The following is a 16,786-nucleotide window of genomic DNA, read 5'->3' as shown; positions in this document are numbered from 1 at the left end:
GCCATAGCAAGATTAAAAATTAACTTTATTGCTCAGCAGTTTGTTTGAGCGTCATCAAAATTAGTAGGAATGATAATGTCAAAGATTAGCAAAATTTTAGCACGTGAAATCATGGATTCTCGTGGTAACCCAACCGTTGAAGCCGATGTATATCTTGAATCAGGTGCTTTTGGTCGTGCCGCAGCTCCTTCTGGTGCATCAACAGGCTCACGTGAAGCTCTTGAATTACGTGATGGTGATAAAGCACGTTATTTAGGTAAAGGTGTTTTAAAAGCTGTTGCAGCAATAAACGTTAACATTCAAGCAGCTCTTATTGGTCAAAGTGCTTTAGACCAAGCTAACATTGATCAAATCATGATCGATTTAGATGGCACAGAAAATAAAGAACAATTTGGCGCTAACGCAATTCTTGCTGTTTCTTTAGCAAATGCTAAAGCGGCTGCAAACGAAAAGAAAGTTCAATTATTCGAACACATCGCTGACTTAAATGGCACGCCAGGTGTTTACTCATTACCATTACCAATGATGAACATCATCAATGGTGGCGAACATGCTGATAACAACGTTGATATCCAAGAATTCATGGTTCAACCTGTTGGCGCTAAAAGTTTCCGTGAAGCTTTACGTATGGGTGCTGAAATTTTCCATGCACTTAAAAAAGTATTATCTTCAAAAGGTATGAGTACTTCTGTTGGTGATGAAGGTGGTTTTGCTCCTAACTTAGAATCTAATGCCGATGCATTAGCTGTAATCAAAGTGGCTGTTGAAGCTGCTGGTTACGAATTAGGTAAAGACGTAACGTTAGCGATGGATTGTGCTGCTTCTGAGTTTTACGATGCGGACAAAGGTATTTACGACCTTACTGGCGAAGGCAAGCAATTTACGGCTAACGAATTTTCTGACTTCTTAGGCGAGCTTTGTAAAGAATACCCAATCGTTTCAATTGAAGATGGCTTAGACGAGTCAGATTGGGATGGTTTCAAATACCAAACTGATTTATTAGGTGATAAAGTTCAAATCGTTGGTGATGATTTATTCGTTACAAACACTAAGATTTTAGCGCGTGGTATTGAAAACGGTATTGGTAACTCTATCTTAATCAAATTTAACCAAATTGGTACATTAACTGAAACGTTAGCTGCTATCAAAATGGCTAAAGATGCTGGCTTTACTGCTGTTATCTCTCATCGTTCAGGTGAAACTGAAGATGCAACTATCGCTGATTTAGCGGTAGGTACTGCTGCAGGTCAAATCAAGACTGGTTCTTTATGTCGTTCTGACCGTGTTTCTAAGTACAATCAATTATTACGTATTGAAGAGTTCTTAGGTGATAAAGCAATCTTTAACGGCTTGTCAGAAGTTAAAGGCCAATAATGCTCAATACTTTTGCCAGTGAATAAAATTACTTCGTAGCATGTACTCACTGACTATCGTCAGCTCCGTGCAAGCGCCTAGTTCTTTTAACCACTAGCTTCAGTATTAATCATTATGAATGCTATTTGAATAGATGAATATTAGATATTAAAAACGCGACTTAGGTCGCGTTTTTAATATCTAATAGTTTTAAACCTTAATAGTTAAGTATCAGGAAAATCTTTTATAATCTCAGTGATTAACAAAGCTGTTTGTTCAGGACTTTCAAGAGGAAACATATGTCCGCCTGTAACCGTTTTAAGTTTTATATGCTTATTAAGTTTAACAAAGCGGCTAAAAATGTGATGAGGGAAAACATCGGTAGTGTCACCGTATACCAAAGTTGCTGGCACGGTTAATTTATTTTTATAACTGGATAAATTCGAAGGGATATTCCTAAAAATATTCGCTTCAACTTGCGCATCAAAGCTCAATTCTAATTGATTATTACGCTTACAAATACCATGGGTTATATAATCAGCTAAACAGCGACTATCGAATGATCTAAACAGTTTCCTTCCAGAAAATAACGCACCAATATCTGACCCTAATGGCCACTGACTACGACGGTTTTTAGCACGACCTGCAGGACTAAATTTATCTATCCATTTAGTTTTCTTTAATAATCTAGCAGCAAGTGCGCCAGCCCCGCTTAATGCAGGTGGGTCTAGCATAATAAGCCCTTTAAATAAGTCGGATCTTTGACAGCAAGCAATAAAAGAAATCACACCACCAAATGAATGGCCAAGACAAATGACCTTATTGCCATCAACTTGTTGTGATTCAACATGATTTATTAATTCTTCAACTTGGGCCTGCCAGTTATGGTTAATGGGCATTTTCGGATCATGGCCATACTTATCCAATGCGATAACTTGTGTATCATCAGGGAGGTAATTAAATAACGTTTGATAGCTACCTGCGGGGAATCCATTTGCGTGGGCAAAATTTATAACATTTTTTGGCATTGAGTTTATTTGATGATAAAGGTGAACACAAAATTTAAACGGGTGTTTCAATTTTGTCAACAAGTTCTTATTTTTCAGATATAAAACTTCATTGATATACATAAGTTCAGCTGATTGTATCTTGATGCCTCTTGTTGGTCATGCTTATCTATTCACTTGGTTATTACGCTTCTCACAACGGCTCAAGCGAGTATGAAAATGTAGATATATTTTTTTAGCTAAATTTCTTATAGCAGGATCTTTTAACGAAACTTTCTTTTAATGATTGATATGACCAACGTAACTTACCAAGCTTTTCACTAGGAACTTTATATTTTGAAATTAAAAAGGGCATATTTATAATAAAATATGCCCTTAAAATAACTAATTTATGTCGGTAAAGTAATTAACTACCGTTTAGAGTAAATCTGTTAATTGCTTTTCAAGCTTGACCTGATCAATGGTGAAGTTACGAATACCTTCAGCAAGTTTCTCTGTTGCCATTGGGTCTTCATTCATCTGCCAGCGGAACTCTGCTTGGCTTAAAGCGGCTTCTTTTTCTGCCGTAGCTTCACAAGCCGTTAACTTTTGGATTACCGTGTCTGTGCTGTTTGCTAGTTCTTCCATTAACTGTGGGCTGATTGTTAAACGATCACAGCCGGCTAATTCAAGAATCTCGCCGATATTTCTAAAGCTGGCACCCATTACTACGGTGTTAAAACCTTGTAGCTTGTAATAATTAAAAATACTGGTAACAGAAACAACACCAGGGTCTTCATTACTTGCATAGTCATTTCTACCGGTATCTTTTTTATACCAATCTAAAATACGACCAACAAATGGAGATATTAAATAAGCGCCTGCTTCAGCACATGCGCGTGCTTGTGCAAAGCTAAATAACAAAGTTAGGTTACAGTTAATACCTTCTTGCTCAAGTTGTTCTGCTGCTTTAATTCCTTCCCAAGTAGAGGCAAGTTTAATTAAAATTCTATCGTTACTAATGCCTGCTTCGTTATACATAGCAATCAGTTTGTGGGCTTTAGTAATAGATGCAGAGGTATCAAAAGATAATCGAGCATCCACTTCAGTAGAAATACGACCAGGGACAATTTTTAGAATTTCCAGGCCAATTAATACTGAAATTTTATCTGCAGCATCTATAACTTGCTGTTCTGCATTGTCAGATTGTGTTTTAGCCCATGCAACAGAGTCTTTAACTAACCCTTGATAATTAGGTAAAGAAGCTGCTTTTAATAAAAGCGATGGGTTTGTTGTCGCATCTTGAGGTTGAAATTTTGCAATAGCCTCAATATCACCTGTGTCAGCCACAACAGTGGTCATTTGTTTTAATTGTGCAAGCTGTGAAGAAGAATTTGTCATGGCGTTACCTTAATTGTGTTCCGGAAATGTGATTACTATGTATTTCTAAATTCGATAATGAATGTAGCTGGTGAAATATTACAACATAAAAATAAAAAAGCACCCTTTATTGCGCTATTTTTAACAAGATATTGTATTTCTGTTTGTAAGTTACGCCAAATTGCATTAATTAGACACAGATTAGCATTGATTAAACGCTGTTAACTTACTTAAAGCTTATGATATATTACGTGTTATTAAGTACTCCCAAAAATCGGCTTAAAAATATGTTACTTGTTGTTTCACCTGCGAAAAAATTAGATTTTGAATCTCCTCTGGCTACAGAAAAATTTAGTCAACCTGGCTTGCTTGAGCAAAGCCAATTATTAATAGATGACTGCATTAAACTTTCACCAAGTGAAATCGCAAGCTTGATGAAACTCAGTGATAAACTTGCTGGTTTAAATGCTGCACGTTTTGGGCAATGGTCAACACCTTTTACTCAAGATAACGCAAGACAAGCTATATTGAGCTTTAATGGTGATGTTTACACTGGACTTGATGCGCAATCTTTTAGTGATGAAGATTTTGAATTTGCACAGAAAAATTTCAGAATCCTGTCAGGTTTATATGGTTTATTAAAGCCCCTTGATTTAATGCAAGCCTACCGTTTAGAAATGGGCTGTAAGCTTGGTAACAGTCGAGGTGATAATTTATACCAGTTTTGGGGCGAGATTATTACCGATGAACTGAATAAAACCTTGAGTGAGCTAGATGATGATGTGCTTATTAACCTTGCCTCAACCGAATACTTTAAATCAGTAAAGAAAAAATCGTTAAACGCTACAATTATTACACCAACCTTTAAAGATTGGAAAAACGGTCAATATAAGATAATCAGTTTTTTTGCTAAAAAAGCACGCGGACTGATGGCGCGTTACATCATTCAGAATAAGCTAACATCCGTAGAGCAAATCAAAACATTTGATTTAGCGGGTTATCAATATAACGAAGCTATGTCTAAAGACAATGATTGGGTTTTTACTCGTAAAGAAAGCTAATAATCATCTAAACCAATAACCAACTGGGTTTATTGGTCTTGATGATGACAAATTTTAAACATTTTAACAGGAGGTGACATGTTAACTTTACTAGCAAAGCTACTACATGCCTTAAACAGTGATAGTTCCATTAGGCAAATAGCCTTAGCAATAGCGTTAGGTTTTATCGTTGGTTTATCGCCAATATTAACCTTGCATAATATTGTCATAATATTTTTTGTATTAATCATCCGAGTGCATTTAGGTAGTTTTATCCTTGCGGCCGGTTTCTTCTCTGGTCTGAGTTATTTATTATCTCCCTTGATTGTTCAAGTGGGTGAATCCCTACTAACACAATCAAGCTTGACTGATTTCTTTACTTCATTATACCAACTCAGCTTGTTTAAATTAGCACACTGGCATCACACCTATGTATTAGGTGCGTTTGTTTTAGGCGCTGTTTTATGCGCACCTATATATTTTATCAGTAAGTTTATTATTGAGAAGTATCGAGTGCATATCATGACGTTTTTTGAGAAATTTAGAATTGTTAAAGCATTAAAAGCATCTAAGTTTTATGGTTTGTATACCAGTTTTACAGGTGAGTCTAGCCTAACTAAAGGAGGCCTGTAATGGCACGGTTTATTCGTTGGCAAGGAATGGTTGCCTTTGTTCTGTTAAGCGCATTAGTTGCTGGTTTGTTGTATTTATTTGCTGAAAGCTTAGTCAAAAGCGCTATCGTGAGTTCTGCAGAGAGTGCTTTTGGTGCTGAAGTGAATGTAGCAGAAGTACAACTTGGATATTCGCCTTTACAATTAAGTGTTCTAGGTTTGCAAGTCACCGATAAAGATTCCCCCACACAGAACTTATTTAGTTTTGAGCGCGCTACTGCGGCTGTTGATGTTTGGCAATACCTATTTGGTAAAATTATTATTGATGAACTCGAAGTAAGCGAATTAGCATTTTCTGGTGTTAGATCTCAAGCGGGTAAAGTTTATGTTGATGACGTAAGTGATAAAGCAGAAGATAGCTTATCAGATCAAGCAAAAGCAATGCTGCCAGAAGTGGATATGCAATTACCTGATATTAAAGCACTACTTGATGACAGTAATTTGTTAACGGTTAAAGCTAGTAATGAATTAAAAAATAGCTATAAAGTTGAGCAAGCCAAGCTTAAAGCGTTGAAAACACAATTACCCAGTAAAGCTAAATTAAAGTCTTACCAAGATAAAGTAGAAGCGCTAGGGAAAATGAAAGTTAGCTCACTTGCTGATATCGAAAAAATAAAAACTGAATTTGATAAAATTAAAGTTGAATTTAAGGCCGATCAAGCCCTAATTAAAAAAGCTAAACAGCAAGTATTAAACAGCAAAAAAATATTAGCTCAGCAAATTGATGCGTTAAAAAATGCGCCGACAAAGGATTGGCAACAAATAGAAAAAACGTATCAGCTAGATAGTATTGATACGGAAGATTTTGCTCATATTCTCTTTGGTGAAAAAGCGAGAGGCTACGTACAAAAAGCACAATGGGCCTATGAACAAATATCACCGCTTATGACTGATATGAAAAGTGATGGCACAACGAGTGAAGTAAAATCTCACGCTGACGGACGTTTTATCTTTTTTAAAGAAGATTCTCCACTACCCGCTATATTAATTAAGAAGGCATTGTTCTCAATTAAGATCGAACAGGGTGAAGTCAAAGTCACTGGCAGTGAGCTTACGCATCAACACTGGATAAGAGGTAAAGATAGTCTTATCAATATTAATTCAATTGATAATGGTGAGCTTAAATTGAGTAGTAACTTTAAGTTAACGCAATCAGGTGAATTTAGCGCGAACGGTGAGTGGCTTGTTAATAACAGAACATTATCTAATACTGAGTTAACACAAAGCAAAGCGTTAAGCTTATCACTAAGTGCGGGGATACTTGATGGTATAGGCAGTTTTAGCGTGGTTAATGGTGACGTTGAGGCAACTAATCAATTCTCACTTAAACAAGCGAGCTACCAAGGTGAGGCTGAGTCAAAAATTACCAAGTTGTTACTTGATACCATTAAATCATTAGATAGTTTGACTGTTGATGTTGGCGTCAATGGCGAGCTTAGCAAGCCAAGTTTTACTATCGCTTCGTCATTAAATGACGCACTGACCGGTGCTTTCAAACAGCAGGTTTCTGCTAAGCTGGATGGCTTTAAAAAGAAAGTTAATAAAGGCCTAAATGAAAAATTGAGCAATGCCTTGAAACTAGGTGATAGTCAATCTGCAGAGTTACTTGACCTTGAAGCGCTATTAACTGATTCAGATAAAGCGTTAGCTGACTTAAAAAACTCAGATATTGTCAAACAGCAACAAAAGAAGTTAGAAGACAAAGTTAAAGATAAAGCTAAAGATAAATTGAAGGATAAACTTGGTGATTTATTTGGTTAAAGTAGATATTCGCTACAGCGAGCAATGAAAGGGTATTTTACGCGACTTTTTGTTTATTAATTATCACAGCTCTTAAATATAAATTTATTAACTGGTAAAGGAATGAAAATGAATAAATATATAGCAGAATGTATTGGTACCTTTTGGTTGGTTCTTGGTGGGTGCGGTAGTGCAGTACTAGCCGCAGGGTTTCCTGATGTAGGCATTGGTTTACTTGGTGTATCATTCGCCTTTGGTTTAACCGTGCTAACTATGGCTTATGCGATAGGTCATATTTCGGGTTGTCATTTAAATCCTGCAGTATCGGTAGGTCTTTGGGCTGGAGGACGTTTTCCTGCTAATGAATTAATGCCTTATATCATTGCACAAGTCATTGGCGCGATTCTTGGCGCTGGCGCTTTATACCTTATAGCGAGTGGTCAACCAAGTTTTGATTTATCAGCTGGTTTCGCGTCAAATGGTTATGGAGCACACTCACCTGGTGGTTACTCTATGACAGCTGCCCTTGTCGCTGAAGTCGTATTAACTATGATGTTTATTTTTGTCATTATGGGAGCAACAGACAAACGTGCCCCTGCAGGTTTAGCACCTATCGCGATTGGTTTGTGTTTAACCTTAATTCATTTGATCAGTATTCCGGTAACGAATACGTCAGTGAACCCTGCACGTAGCACCGGTGTTGCATTGTTTGTTGGTGATTGGGCTGTAGCGCAATTATGGTTGTTCTGGGTTGCGCCCATTGTTGGTGGTTTTATTGGTGCTAAGTTATATCGCTTAGTTGCGAAAGAAGAACAAGAGGATAGTTAGCTAAGTATTTCCAAGTAGTTTGGGTATAAATATAAAAAAGACCGGGTTTGCTACAAGCAACCCGGTCTTTTTTATGTGCTTATATTTTTATATTGTTACCAGTAACTACGCATAGCAAGGGTAAAATTCCAGCCATCATAAGCGCCACCATCATTGGCATTATCATCCATTTTTGCATACTGTAAGCCAGCTTGAAGTTTTAATTTATGCTCGTTTATAAACCAGTTAACGCCAGCATATACTTCTTGGTATTTGTCACCGCGCTCTCCATCTACGCTGCTTTGACCATAATCATCAACTACTTTACTATCATAACGGCCTAAACGAACGCCATTATCTTCTGAGCTACTTAAGTAGGTATAACGAGCAACCCACTGAATTTTTTCACTTTGTTGATAGGTTGGCATGACGACAATACCAAAGAGATCACTTTGGCCTAAGTCTCCTTTACCCCAAGATATATCACTCTGTAACCCCCAGTCGTTTTGTTTAAACTTACTTGAAGTACTAATAACTTGAGAGAAGTCACGGGTATTGCCGTCTTCATGGGTGTCGTTATAGACATAATCAAAGCTAACTTCACCTTTGTCCCAAAGGTTATTTTTTGCTAACTTTTTACTGGTCGAAAACATAGCGAAGTAACTGGCATCGTTAATCGATATTTCATCAGAGCCGTCACTAGAAAATACCCCTGTCTTATACGACCAATCATCAGCGAGCTTACTTTTTACGCTAACGCCGGTAAAGTACTCTGAGGTAAACCATAAATTATTTGTTAGGTTGTTGCGCTGTGGTGTCAGTAGCTTTTTAGATGAAGTCTTACCGTCTAATGTGAAACCGGTAGATTGCTTTAAGAATTTAAGTTCGGTGTCTTTATCTAATGACCAGCTAACATTGGCATCAGTTAATCGATTATAAGCATCACTTAATGAATCGTTTAAATTTACATCTGCTTCTAAAGCAACTTTAAATTCACCGTACTTGCCTTTAAAACCGAAGCGAAATCGACGCCATAATGTGTCGTTAAAATCGCCTTGGTCGCTATCAACCCAAGTAGAGTCTAATTGCAAACGACCAGACAATTTAAGGTAATCACCCTGTTCATTATCATATAAGTCAGCAAAATCCCAAGCATCTTCAAAGCTACTTTCAGTGCTTTTATTTACTTCAGTGTCCTGGCTTGCTTTCGTGCTTATTTCATTGTTTTCACGTTCTACATTCGCTTTTGCATGCGCAAATGAAATACTAAGTGACGTTGCCACAGCAAGTGTGATGATTGTTTTAACTCGTGGGGATGTTTTATTTGTTAATGGCTGATTTTTCATATTAATTACTATCATAAAGTTGAAGACCCAATTATTAGGACATTACTCAGCATTTGAGCAAAACCCTCATAAATGTCGGACTATTCAATACCAAACAGATTAAGTAACAAGTTAATGTTAGGTTGTTATTTAATGCGTTTGCTATAACTTCATCCATAAAGTGAATGCGGCGCTATTACAGCATTGCTTTATGACAGAAATATTACATACCAAGGCTTAAGTGCAATAAAAGTGTCACAATAATGTAACTATTGTATGGCAGGGACATACCCAAGCTACATGAAGTTGCTTGGGTATAACTTGGTAAAGGGTTACTTAGCTGCTTTTGCTCGCTTAGCCTTTTTCTTCACTTGTTTTTTGGTTTTAGCTTTTTTCTGAGAGGTCGTAAGTTTAATTTTTGCCTTTTTATTTACCACGCGAGATTCTTTGTTTTTTGGTCTTAACTCTTGAATAAATCGGCGTGACAGGCGTTCTTTGGTATAACGTTCTATTTTACCAATAACACCCATATCATGGGCTTCAACTAAGGAAATAGCTGTACCCTTTTTACCTGCGCGACCAGTACGGCCAATTCGATGAATATAAATATCGACCTTACGTGGCATATCAAAATTAATAACATGACTGATATCATCTATATCAAGACCACGTGCTGCAACATCTGTTGCCACCAACACTTTAACTTCACCTTTTTTAAAACGTTCTATTGCTTTGTTACGCTTATCTTGTGGCATTTTTCCTTCTAACCAAACACAAGGTAACTCTTCAGCATAAAGCTTACCTGAAAGGTATTGCACGGTTTCACGCTTATTAGCAAAAACAACGGTACGTTCTACGCCTTCTTGTTTTAAGGTGTTTACTAGTAGGTTTAGCTTATGGTTCGCATCATCTGCTAAATGAAGCCACTGATGAATGACGGCTTTTTCTTTACGAGATGGTTTTGATTCTAAGAAAACTGGCTCATTAAGCACTTCTTCGGCAAAAAGTTGTACGCCTGGACTTTCAAGAGTCGCTGAAAACAACATGGTTTGCTTACGCCAGCGTGCTTCAGCAACAATGCGATTAATGGTTTCACTAAAGCCAAGATCGAGCATGCGGTCAGCTTCATCTAACACTAATATCTCAATTTCACGGGCATCAAACTGTTCATTTTCAATATATTCTAATAATCTACCTGGTGTGGCGACTAAAATATCGGTTGTGCTCGTTAAAATATCAGCATGACTACCGTAGTTAACACCACCGGTAATAACGCCGGTTTTAATTTTCGTTAACTCGGTAAGCTGTTCACTGTCTTCACCTATTTGTATCGCTAACTCACGAGTCGGCGTTAAAATTAATACACGCGGGAAACCAGGTTTGGTACGTGGATAATCTAATAAATGCTGAGCAATAGGTAATAAAAATGCGGCAGTTTTACCTGTGCCAGTCGGCGCTGATGCCAATACGTCTTTGCCAACCATCGCTTGAGGGATGACAAGTTCTTGAATTGAGGTAGGTTTGGTGTAACCAATTTTATTAATACTGGCTAATAATTCTGAGTCTAGATCGAATTGCTCAAACATAAGGGATAGTTCACTAAGAGTTAATAATACCCATTTCATTAAATAATTGATCTACTTTATACGTAGAAAAAATTGCCAAATACAAGACATTTATTTAAATAACTAGTTGTTCTAATTATTAAATAAATAACGAAGTCATTGGTAATTTTAACCAGTAGAAATGATTAATTAATTAGTGAGATTGGTATAATGATAATATGCCGGCAATTATAGTGGTTTTAGCCCTTGCTGTAACTATTTATCGCAAGGGCTGAGTAATTGACGGAGTAAATTTTCCAAGGACATATTTTGAATAAACGGACAATATCTAAAGTAGGCTGCTGTACTCTAGTAATACTTGTTCACACCAAGTATCTAAGCGCTCATCGGTCAAGTTATATTGGCTATCTTCATCTAAAGACAAACCTACAAATTGGCTACCATCAGCCGTTAATGCTTTCGATGCGGTAAAGTCATAACCTTGATTTGGCCAATAACCAACAACCGTTCCACCTTGTGCGATTACTTGATCGTGTAACATGCCAAGTGCATCTTGAAACCATTCAGTGTAACCAACTTGATCGCCCATTCCATATAGCGCAATAATTTTATCCGAAAGATCTATTTGACTGATATCACTCCACATCGATTCCCAGTCTTCTTGCAACTCACCATAATCCCAGGTGGATATACCTAGAATAATAAAGTCATAATCAAGACAAAGGGCTAATGGCTGATCTTTGATATTGAATATATCAACCAAGTCGGCACCCATTATCGCCTGGATTTTTTCGGCAATTATTTCAGTGTAACAAGTGGTTGAGCCATAAAATAAACCAATTTTCATTATGCTATTTCCAGTTTTTATTTTAATACGAACTATATTAAACGGGATTTTAGCAAAAACAATTATCTTTGTTTACAAGTTAATTCAATTTACTGGCTATTTTAAGTTGCAAATAATCTCTCATGGCTGTAATTTCCTTGCTTATATCTAGGTCTATTCATATGAACACGACCATTAGACTCATTATTATCGATTTATTGCTTTCATTTATTCGAAAGCTGTTAGGAAGTTGTTAGGAATCATTATGTTTAAAACATTCATTATTAGTGCTCTACTTGCCACATTCACTTTACCCCTGTTGTTGCAATACACCAATGCAGCCGAACAAACTAATGTACCAGCTACATTGGCCAAGCCAGTAAGTGATCAAATTGCGCTTGATGCAGATTTTTTGAAAGAAAAAATTAACAGCTCTATAGGATTAACTGTTGTTAAAGTTGAAGAAACAGCATTACCGGGTATTGCTTTACTCGTTACCAACCAAGGTTTGTTTTATGCAAGTTATGATGGTGAGTTTTTCATTCAAGGAAAAGTCTACAATTTAGGCTCTACCGTGAAAGATATAGGCGAAGAGAGCTTAGCTAAAGTCCGTCTAGAGGGATTGAAAAGCTTTGAAGATAACATGATCGTTTACAAAGCTGAGAATGAAAAATACGTGGTGTCAGTCTTTACTGATATTACCTGTGGTTATTGCCGTAAAATGCACGAAAAAATGGCAGACTATAATGCTCGCGGTATCACCTTTCGTTATTTAGCTTATCCACGAGCAGGTATTAAAGACCAAAACGGTAACTTAACTCAAGGTTTCAAAGATTTACGTTCAGTATGGTGTAGTGAAGATAATGCAACAGCGTTAACTAAAGCTAAATCGGGTACTGGTATTGCGTATCGAATTTGTGAAGCACCAATTGAAGCTCAGTTTAAATTTGGTCGTCAAATTGGTGTAAGCGGTACGCCAGCGATTATCTTATCAAATGGTATGATGGTTCCTGGTTACCAACCACCAGAGCAATTAGAAGAATTGTTGAAAAACACTTAATCTATTTTCCTTATAGATAAACCTTTAAAAGTACTTGCTGATTTTCACCAAGTACTTTTTTTATAGTAAAAATAAGCTATAAACGTTATTACAATTATAATTATCACCAGCAAAATTGAGACCGAATAGTATGAGTAAAACAATTGTTCGCCGAGTGAAAGTAGCTACCGACCATTTGCCTGATAACCTACCTGAAATCATAAAACAAATTTATGCTAGCCGTGGTATGGAATCTGCACAAGAGCTTGAACTTAATGTTGCTCATCTACAAGGTATGGTCGATGAAACAGCGCTTATGGGCATGGACAAAGCTTGTCAGTTATTACATGACGCGCTAGTGAATAAATTACGTATTGTTATTGTTGGAGATTTTGATGCCGACGGTGCGACTAGTACTGCTTTAATGATGACTGCATTGAGCCTGTTTAACAGTAACAATCATGACTTTATTGTGCCAAATCGTTTTGAATATGGCTACGGCCTAACCCCTGAGATTGTTGACATTGCAGCACAGCAAAATACGCAAATGTTAATAACGGTGGATAATGGCATCAGTTGTATTGCCGGTGTTAAACGTGCAAAAGATTTAGGTATGCAGGTAATTGTTACGGATCATCACTTGCCAGGACATTCATTACCCATTGCCGACGCCATTGTTAACCCTAATCAGCATGGTTGTAACTTTCCGAGTAAAGCTCTTGCTGGCGTGGGGGTAGCTTTTTACTTAATGCTAGCTTTAAGAAAGTATTGCCGTGAGCAAAACTATTTTTCAGAGCAAGGTATTGCTGAGCCTAATATTGCTCAACTATTAGATTTGGTTGCTTTAGGTACTGTGGCCGATGTGGTTTCATTGGATGCTAATAACCGAATTTTAGTAGAACAAGGCTTGAAGCGTATTCGTGCAGGGAAAACTAGACCTGGCATTCAAGCGCTTATTGAAATTGCGAATAAAAATCAGCAAAGGCTCGTTGCCAGTGATTTTGGTTTTGCCCTCGGCCCGAGAATTAATGCTGCAGGTCGGTTAGATGATATGTCTTATGGTATTAACTGTTTACTTGCTACTGATTTGTCTAGTGCTCGTGTGATGGCTGCAGAGCTTGATGATCTCAATAAAACACGCAGAGAAATAGAGCAGGGTATGCAAGCCGAAGCTGAGCAAGTACTTACTTCTCTCAAGTTTGATGAAGATAATCTACCTAATGCGATTGCCCTTTATCAACAAGACTGGCATCAAGGTGTTATCGGTATTGTTGCTGGCAGGTTAAAAGAGAAATTTCATCGTCCTTGTATTGTTTTTGCTAATGGCAAAGATGATGACTCAGTTGATGTTTCCGAGAGAGAAATTAAAGGCTCGGCGCGTTCTATTCCTGGCCTGCATATTCGAGACTTATTAGAGCATATTGACAGTCAACACCCAGATATTATTCTTAAGTTTGGTGGCCATGCAATGGCGGCAGGTTTATCTATAAAACACGGTAACTTTGCGCGTTTTCAGCAACTATTTAATGAATTAGCGGGTAAATGGTTAAAAGAAGAAGATTTGCAGAGTATTATTTTATCTGATGGCGAGCTTATGCTTGAACATCTTAGTTTAGATTTTGCCGAAAAATTGCGAGACGCTGGTCCTTGGGGGCAAAACTTCCCTGAGCCATTATTTGATGACACTTTTAAATTGGTACAGCAGCGTATTGTTGGCGAAAAGCATCTTAAAATAGTGGTAGAAAAACAGGGAGAAATCTTTGATGGTATTGCTTTTAATGTTGATGTTAAGACTTGGCCGAACGCTCAAGTAAAACAGGTACATTTAGCTTACCGGTTAGATGTTAATGAATTTCGTGGTAAACGCACGGTGCAATTCATGGTTGAAAATATCACAGCTATTTAGCTGAAAAGTAATGAGAACTACTGATGGAAAAATCACTGGCAATAATTGAATTACCGCAGTTAGCTTTAGCTTTTATTCCTGTATTGGTGGTCATCTTTATACAATTTAGCTGGTCGTTACCACAAAAAAGAACAATACATGCTCTAGCGCGAATGTTGGTGCAATTATTGTTAGTAGGCTTTTTTCTTAGTTATGTATTTGAGTCAGATAGCGCTTGGTTAGTACTAATGTTACTGATTATAATGGTCTTCTTTTCTAGCTGGATAGCATTAAATAACATCGAAGCACCTAAATGTGAGCTGTTTCAAAGAGCGGTATTCGCTATTTCAATTAGTAGTGTTTTAACGTTATTAATTATCACCCAAGGTGTTTTACAACTATCTCCTTGGTATCACGCCCAAACACTTATACCTCTTGCAGGTATGGTATTTGCCAGTAGCATGAATAGTATTAGTTTATCTGGAGAGCGTTTTTACTCTGAATTGGCAAATAAGGTGAGCTATAAACAGGCTCGAAATATTGCCTTTCAAGCATCAATGATCCCCAACGTAAATGCACTATTAGCGGTTGGAATTGTTTCTCTGCCAGGCATGATGACAGGACAAATTCTCTCGGGGGTTTCTCCTTTTATTGCCGCAAGATATCAAATTATGGTGATGTGTATGATTTTTGCCTCTGCGGGTATCTCCTCTGCTTATTTTCTTTATTTGGCTAAAGCTAAACCAAACGCTAGCTCTTAAAATTGGTAATACAGGTCGTTCACGGTACCGATTACTGAGTTTATTGATTAGATTGCAGAGTTTAAGGGCGTATAAACAAAAAACGTAGATGATTGCTCATCTACGTTAATTTTATAAAAGTAGTATGGTGATACTTTTATAGTTAGTACATGTGCTGACCACCATTAATGGATAGGGTCGAACCAGTAACAAAACCGGCTTCATCGGCCACTAAAAATAATACTGAACGAGCAATATCTTCGGGTTGACCTAAGCGTCCTACCGGTATTGTTTTAACAATTTTTGCTAAAACGTCTTCAGGTACCGCGCGAACCATATCTGTTTCAACATAACCTGGTGCAATAGCATTAACTGTAATGCCTTTTGCTGCGCCTTCTTGTGCTAATGCTTTAGTAAATCCATGGATACCAGATTTAGCTGCCGCATAGTTTACTTGACCGTATTGACCAGCTTGTCCATTAACCGATCCTATATTAACAATGCGCCCAAATGATCGTTCTCTCATTCCTTCAATGACAGCGCGAGAGGTATTGAAACATGAGGATAAATTGGTCTGAATAACGGCATTCCATTTTTCAAAGTCCATCCTATGCATAGTGCCATCCCTTGTAATTCCTGCATTATTTACAAGAATATCAATTGACCCAATTTCAGACTCTATATCATTAATGCTTTTAGTTACACTTTCAAAATCACTGACATCAAATTTAGAAGTTCGGATACCTGTTCGTTCTGAAAATTCTTGAGCTGCCTGATCATTGCCAGCGTAGTTTGCTATGACAGTATAACCATGCTCTTTCAGCATAATGCTAATTGATTCGCCTATTCCACGAGTTCCACCTGTTACTAATGCAATGCGTCCCATAACTGTGCTCCTTGTTATATTTCATATTTGTACATAGAGGTTTCTAAACTTTATATTTTTTGAGCTGTTTGCTCAATTTTTATCATATATCAAGCTGAATCATTCAACTAATTAACTTTAGTCGTAGTATGTGCAAAATTAAATTTTATATTTGGCTGTAAAGTCGACTTTTATTTGTCTTAAAAGGGGGAGTTGGTACTCATTATAGGGTGAGTTGTTTTTGTACACGATAACTGGTTGATAAGTGAACGCCTTACTCGTATATAATTTATTGGTATAAGTTATTTCGTCTTTTGTCTAGACTGTATGAGGCTATTTCAGCTTAAACGTATATACCCATGATACTTCAAGATACGAGTTTCAGGATGCCTGAGCGATTCATGATCAAGGAGCATCTTTTTATTAAAGGTTGTTCCCTTAAAAACAGATGCAACGAATAGCATGATTTGCTCGGACTTCCCCAAAGGGCTGGTTTAGAAACGCTTTATACTACGTGATTAATTTCGAGAAGGGAGAACCATTCTCTTCAATCAATGCCTTGCC

General features: G+C 37.2%; 14 protein-coding genes. 8 read left to right on the top strand and 6 right to left on the bottom strand.

Annotation, left to right across the window (positions count from 1 at the left end):
- Positions 1 to 75: 75 nt before the first annotated feature.
- A complete protein-coding gene (gene eno / locus CPS_RS18375; RefSeq protein WP_011044842.1) occupies positions 76 to 1,374 on the top strand; it encodes a phosphopyruvate hydratase in 1,299 nt (432 codons plus the stop codon).
- A gap of 203 nt (positions 1,375 to 1,577) precedes the next feature.
- Here the strand turns inward: eno and CPS_RS18370 are convergent, their stop codons facing one another.
- Entirely contained in the window at positions 1,578 to 2,381 is an 804-nt protein-coding gene (locus tag CPS_RS18370) for an alpha/beta fold hydrolase (RefSeq protein ID WP_041737133.1), read from the bottom strand.
- 396 nt (positions 2,382 to 2,777) lie between these two features.
- Positions 2,778 to 3,740, bottom strand: coding sequence for a transaldolase (gene tal / locus CPS_RS18365; protein WP_011044840.1), 963 nt, complete (start codon positions 3,738 to 3,740; stop codon positions 2,778 to 2,780).
- Between the two features lie 266 nt (positions 3,741 to 4,006).
- On the opposite strand from tal, the gene yaaA reads away from it, so the two are divergent.
- The 4 genes from yaaA to aqpZ all read left to right on the top strand — a co-directional run bounded on the left by yaaA (position 4,007) and on the right by aqpZ (position 7,998).
- Positions 4,007 to 4,780: a peroxide stress protein YaaA gene (gene yaaA, locus CPS_RS18360; protein WP_011044838.1), complete on the top strand. Its 774-nt coding sequence runs from the start codon at positions 4,007 to 4,009 to the stop codon at positions 4,778 to 4,780.
- 78 nt (positions 4,781 to 4,858) lie between these two features.
- On the top strand, positions 4,859 to 5,392 hold the full coding sequence (locus CPS_RS18355; protein WP_011044837.1) for a DUF2062 domain-containing protein: 534 nt from the start codon (positions 4,859 to 4,861) through the stop codon (positions 5,390 to 5,392).
- Positions 5,392 to 7,191, top strand: a complete 1,800-nt coding sequence (locus CPS_RS18350) for a TIGR03545 family protein (RefSeq protein WP_011044836.1) — start codon at positions 5,392 to 5,394, stop codon at positions 7,189 to 7,191. The genes CPS_RS18355 and CPS_RS18350 overlap by 1 nt, the downstream gene beginning before the upstream one ends.
- A 108-nt stretch (positions 7,192 to 7,299) precedes the next feature.
- On the top strand, positions 7,300 to 7,998 hold the full coding sequence (gene aqpZ, locus CPS_RS18345; RefSeq protein WP_011044835.1) for an aquaporin Z: 699 nt from the start codon (positions 7,300 to 7,302) through the stop codon (positions 7,996 to 7,998).
- A gap of 95 nt (positions 7,999 to 8,093) precedes the next feature.
- On the opposite strand, the gene CPS_RS18340 is transcribed toward aqpZ, so the two are convergent.
- The 3 genes from CPS_RS18340 to fldB form a co-directional block, all read right to left on the bottom strand.
- Positions 8,094 to 9,323 (bottom strand): porin, encoded by a 1,230-nt coding sequence (locus CPS_RS18340; protein ID WP_011044834.1) that lies wholly within the window; start codon positions 9,321 to 9,323, stop codon positions 8,094 to 8,096.
- A 311-nt stretch (positions 9,324 to 9,634) separates the two neighbouring features.
- Entirely contained in the window at positions 9,635 to 10,888 is a 1,254-nt protein-coding gene (srmB, locus tag CPS_RS18335; protein WP_011044833.1) for an ATP-dependent RNA helicase SrmB, read from the bottom strand.
- Positions 10,889 to 11,195: 307 nt separating this feature from the next.
- Positions 11,196 to 11,714: a flavodoxin FldB gene (fldB, locus tag CPS_RS18330; protein WP_011044832.1), complete on the bottom strand. Its 519-nt coding sequence runs from the start codon at positions 11,712 to 11,714 to the stop codon at positions 11,196 to 11,198.
- A gap of 244 nt (positions 11,715 to 11,958) precedes the next feature.
- Here fldB and dsbC point away from each other — a divergent pair, with 244 nt between their 5' ends.
- The 3 genes from dsbC (at position 11,959) to CPS_RS18315 (ending at position 15,378) form a co-directional block, all read left to right on the top strand.
- Positions 11,959 to 12,753 (top strand): bifunctional protein-disulfide isomerase/oxidoreductase DsbC, encoded by a 795-nt coding sequence (dsbC, locus tag CPS_RS18325; protein WP_011044831.1) that lies wholly within the window; start codon positions 11,959 to 11,961, stop codon positions 12,751 to 12,753.
- 130 nt (positions 12,754 to 12,883) lie between these two features.
- A complete protein-coding gene (recJ, locus tag CPS_RS18320) occupies positions 12,884 to 14,638 on the top strand; it encodes a single-stranded-DNA-specific exonuclease RecJ (RefSeq protein WP_011044830.1) in 1,755 nt (584 codons plus the stop codon).
- 23 nt (positions 14,639 to 14,661) lie between these two features.
- Positions 14,662 to 15,378 carry an ABC transporter permease gene (locus CPS_RS18315; RefSeq protein WP_011044829.1) on the top strand — a complete coding sequence of 239 codons (717 nt, stop codon included), beginning with the start codon at positions 14,662 to 14,664 and terminating at the stop codon, positions 15,376 to 15,378.
- 142 nt (positions 15,379 to 15,520) lie between these two features.
- On the opposite strand, the gene phbB is transcribed toward CPS_RS18315, so the two are convergent.
- On the bottom strand, positions 15,521 to 16,243 hold the full coding sequence (gene phbB / locus CPS_RS18310; RefSeq protein ID WP_011044828.1) for an acetoacetyl-CoA reductase: 723 nt from the start codon (positions 16,241 to 16,243) through the stop codon (positions 15,521 to 15,523).
- Positions 16,244 to 16,786: the final 543 nt, after the last annotated feature.

This window comes from Colwellia psychrerythraea 34H (assembly GCF_000012325.1).
In the GTDB taxonomy this organism is placed as follows: Bacteria; Pseudomonadota; Gammaproteobacteria; order Enterobacterales; family Alteromonadaceae; genus Colwellia; species Colwellia psychrerythraea_A.
The sequence above is the reverse complement of the archived record's forward strand: the minus strand, read 5'-3'. Positions and strand labels throughout refer to the sequence as shown.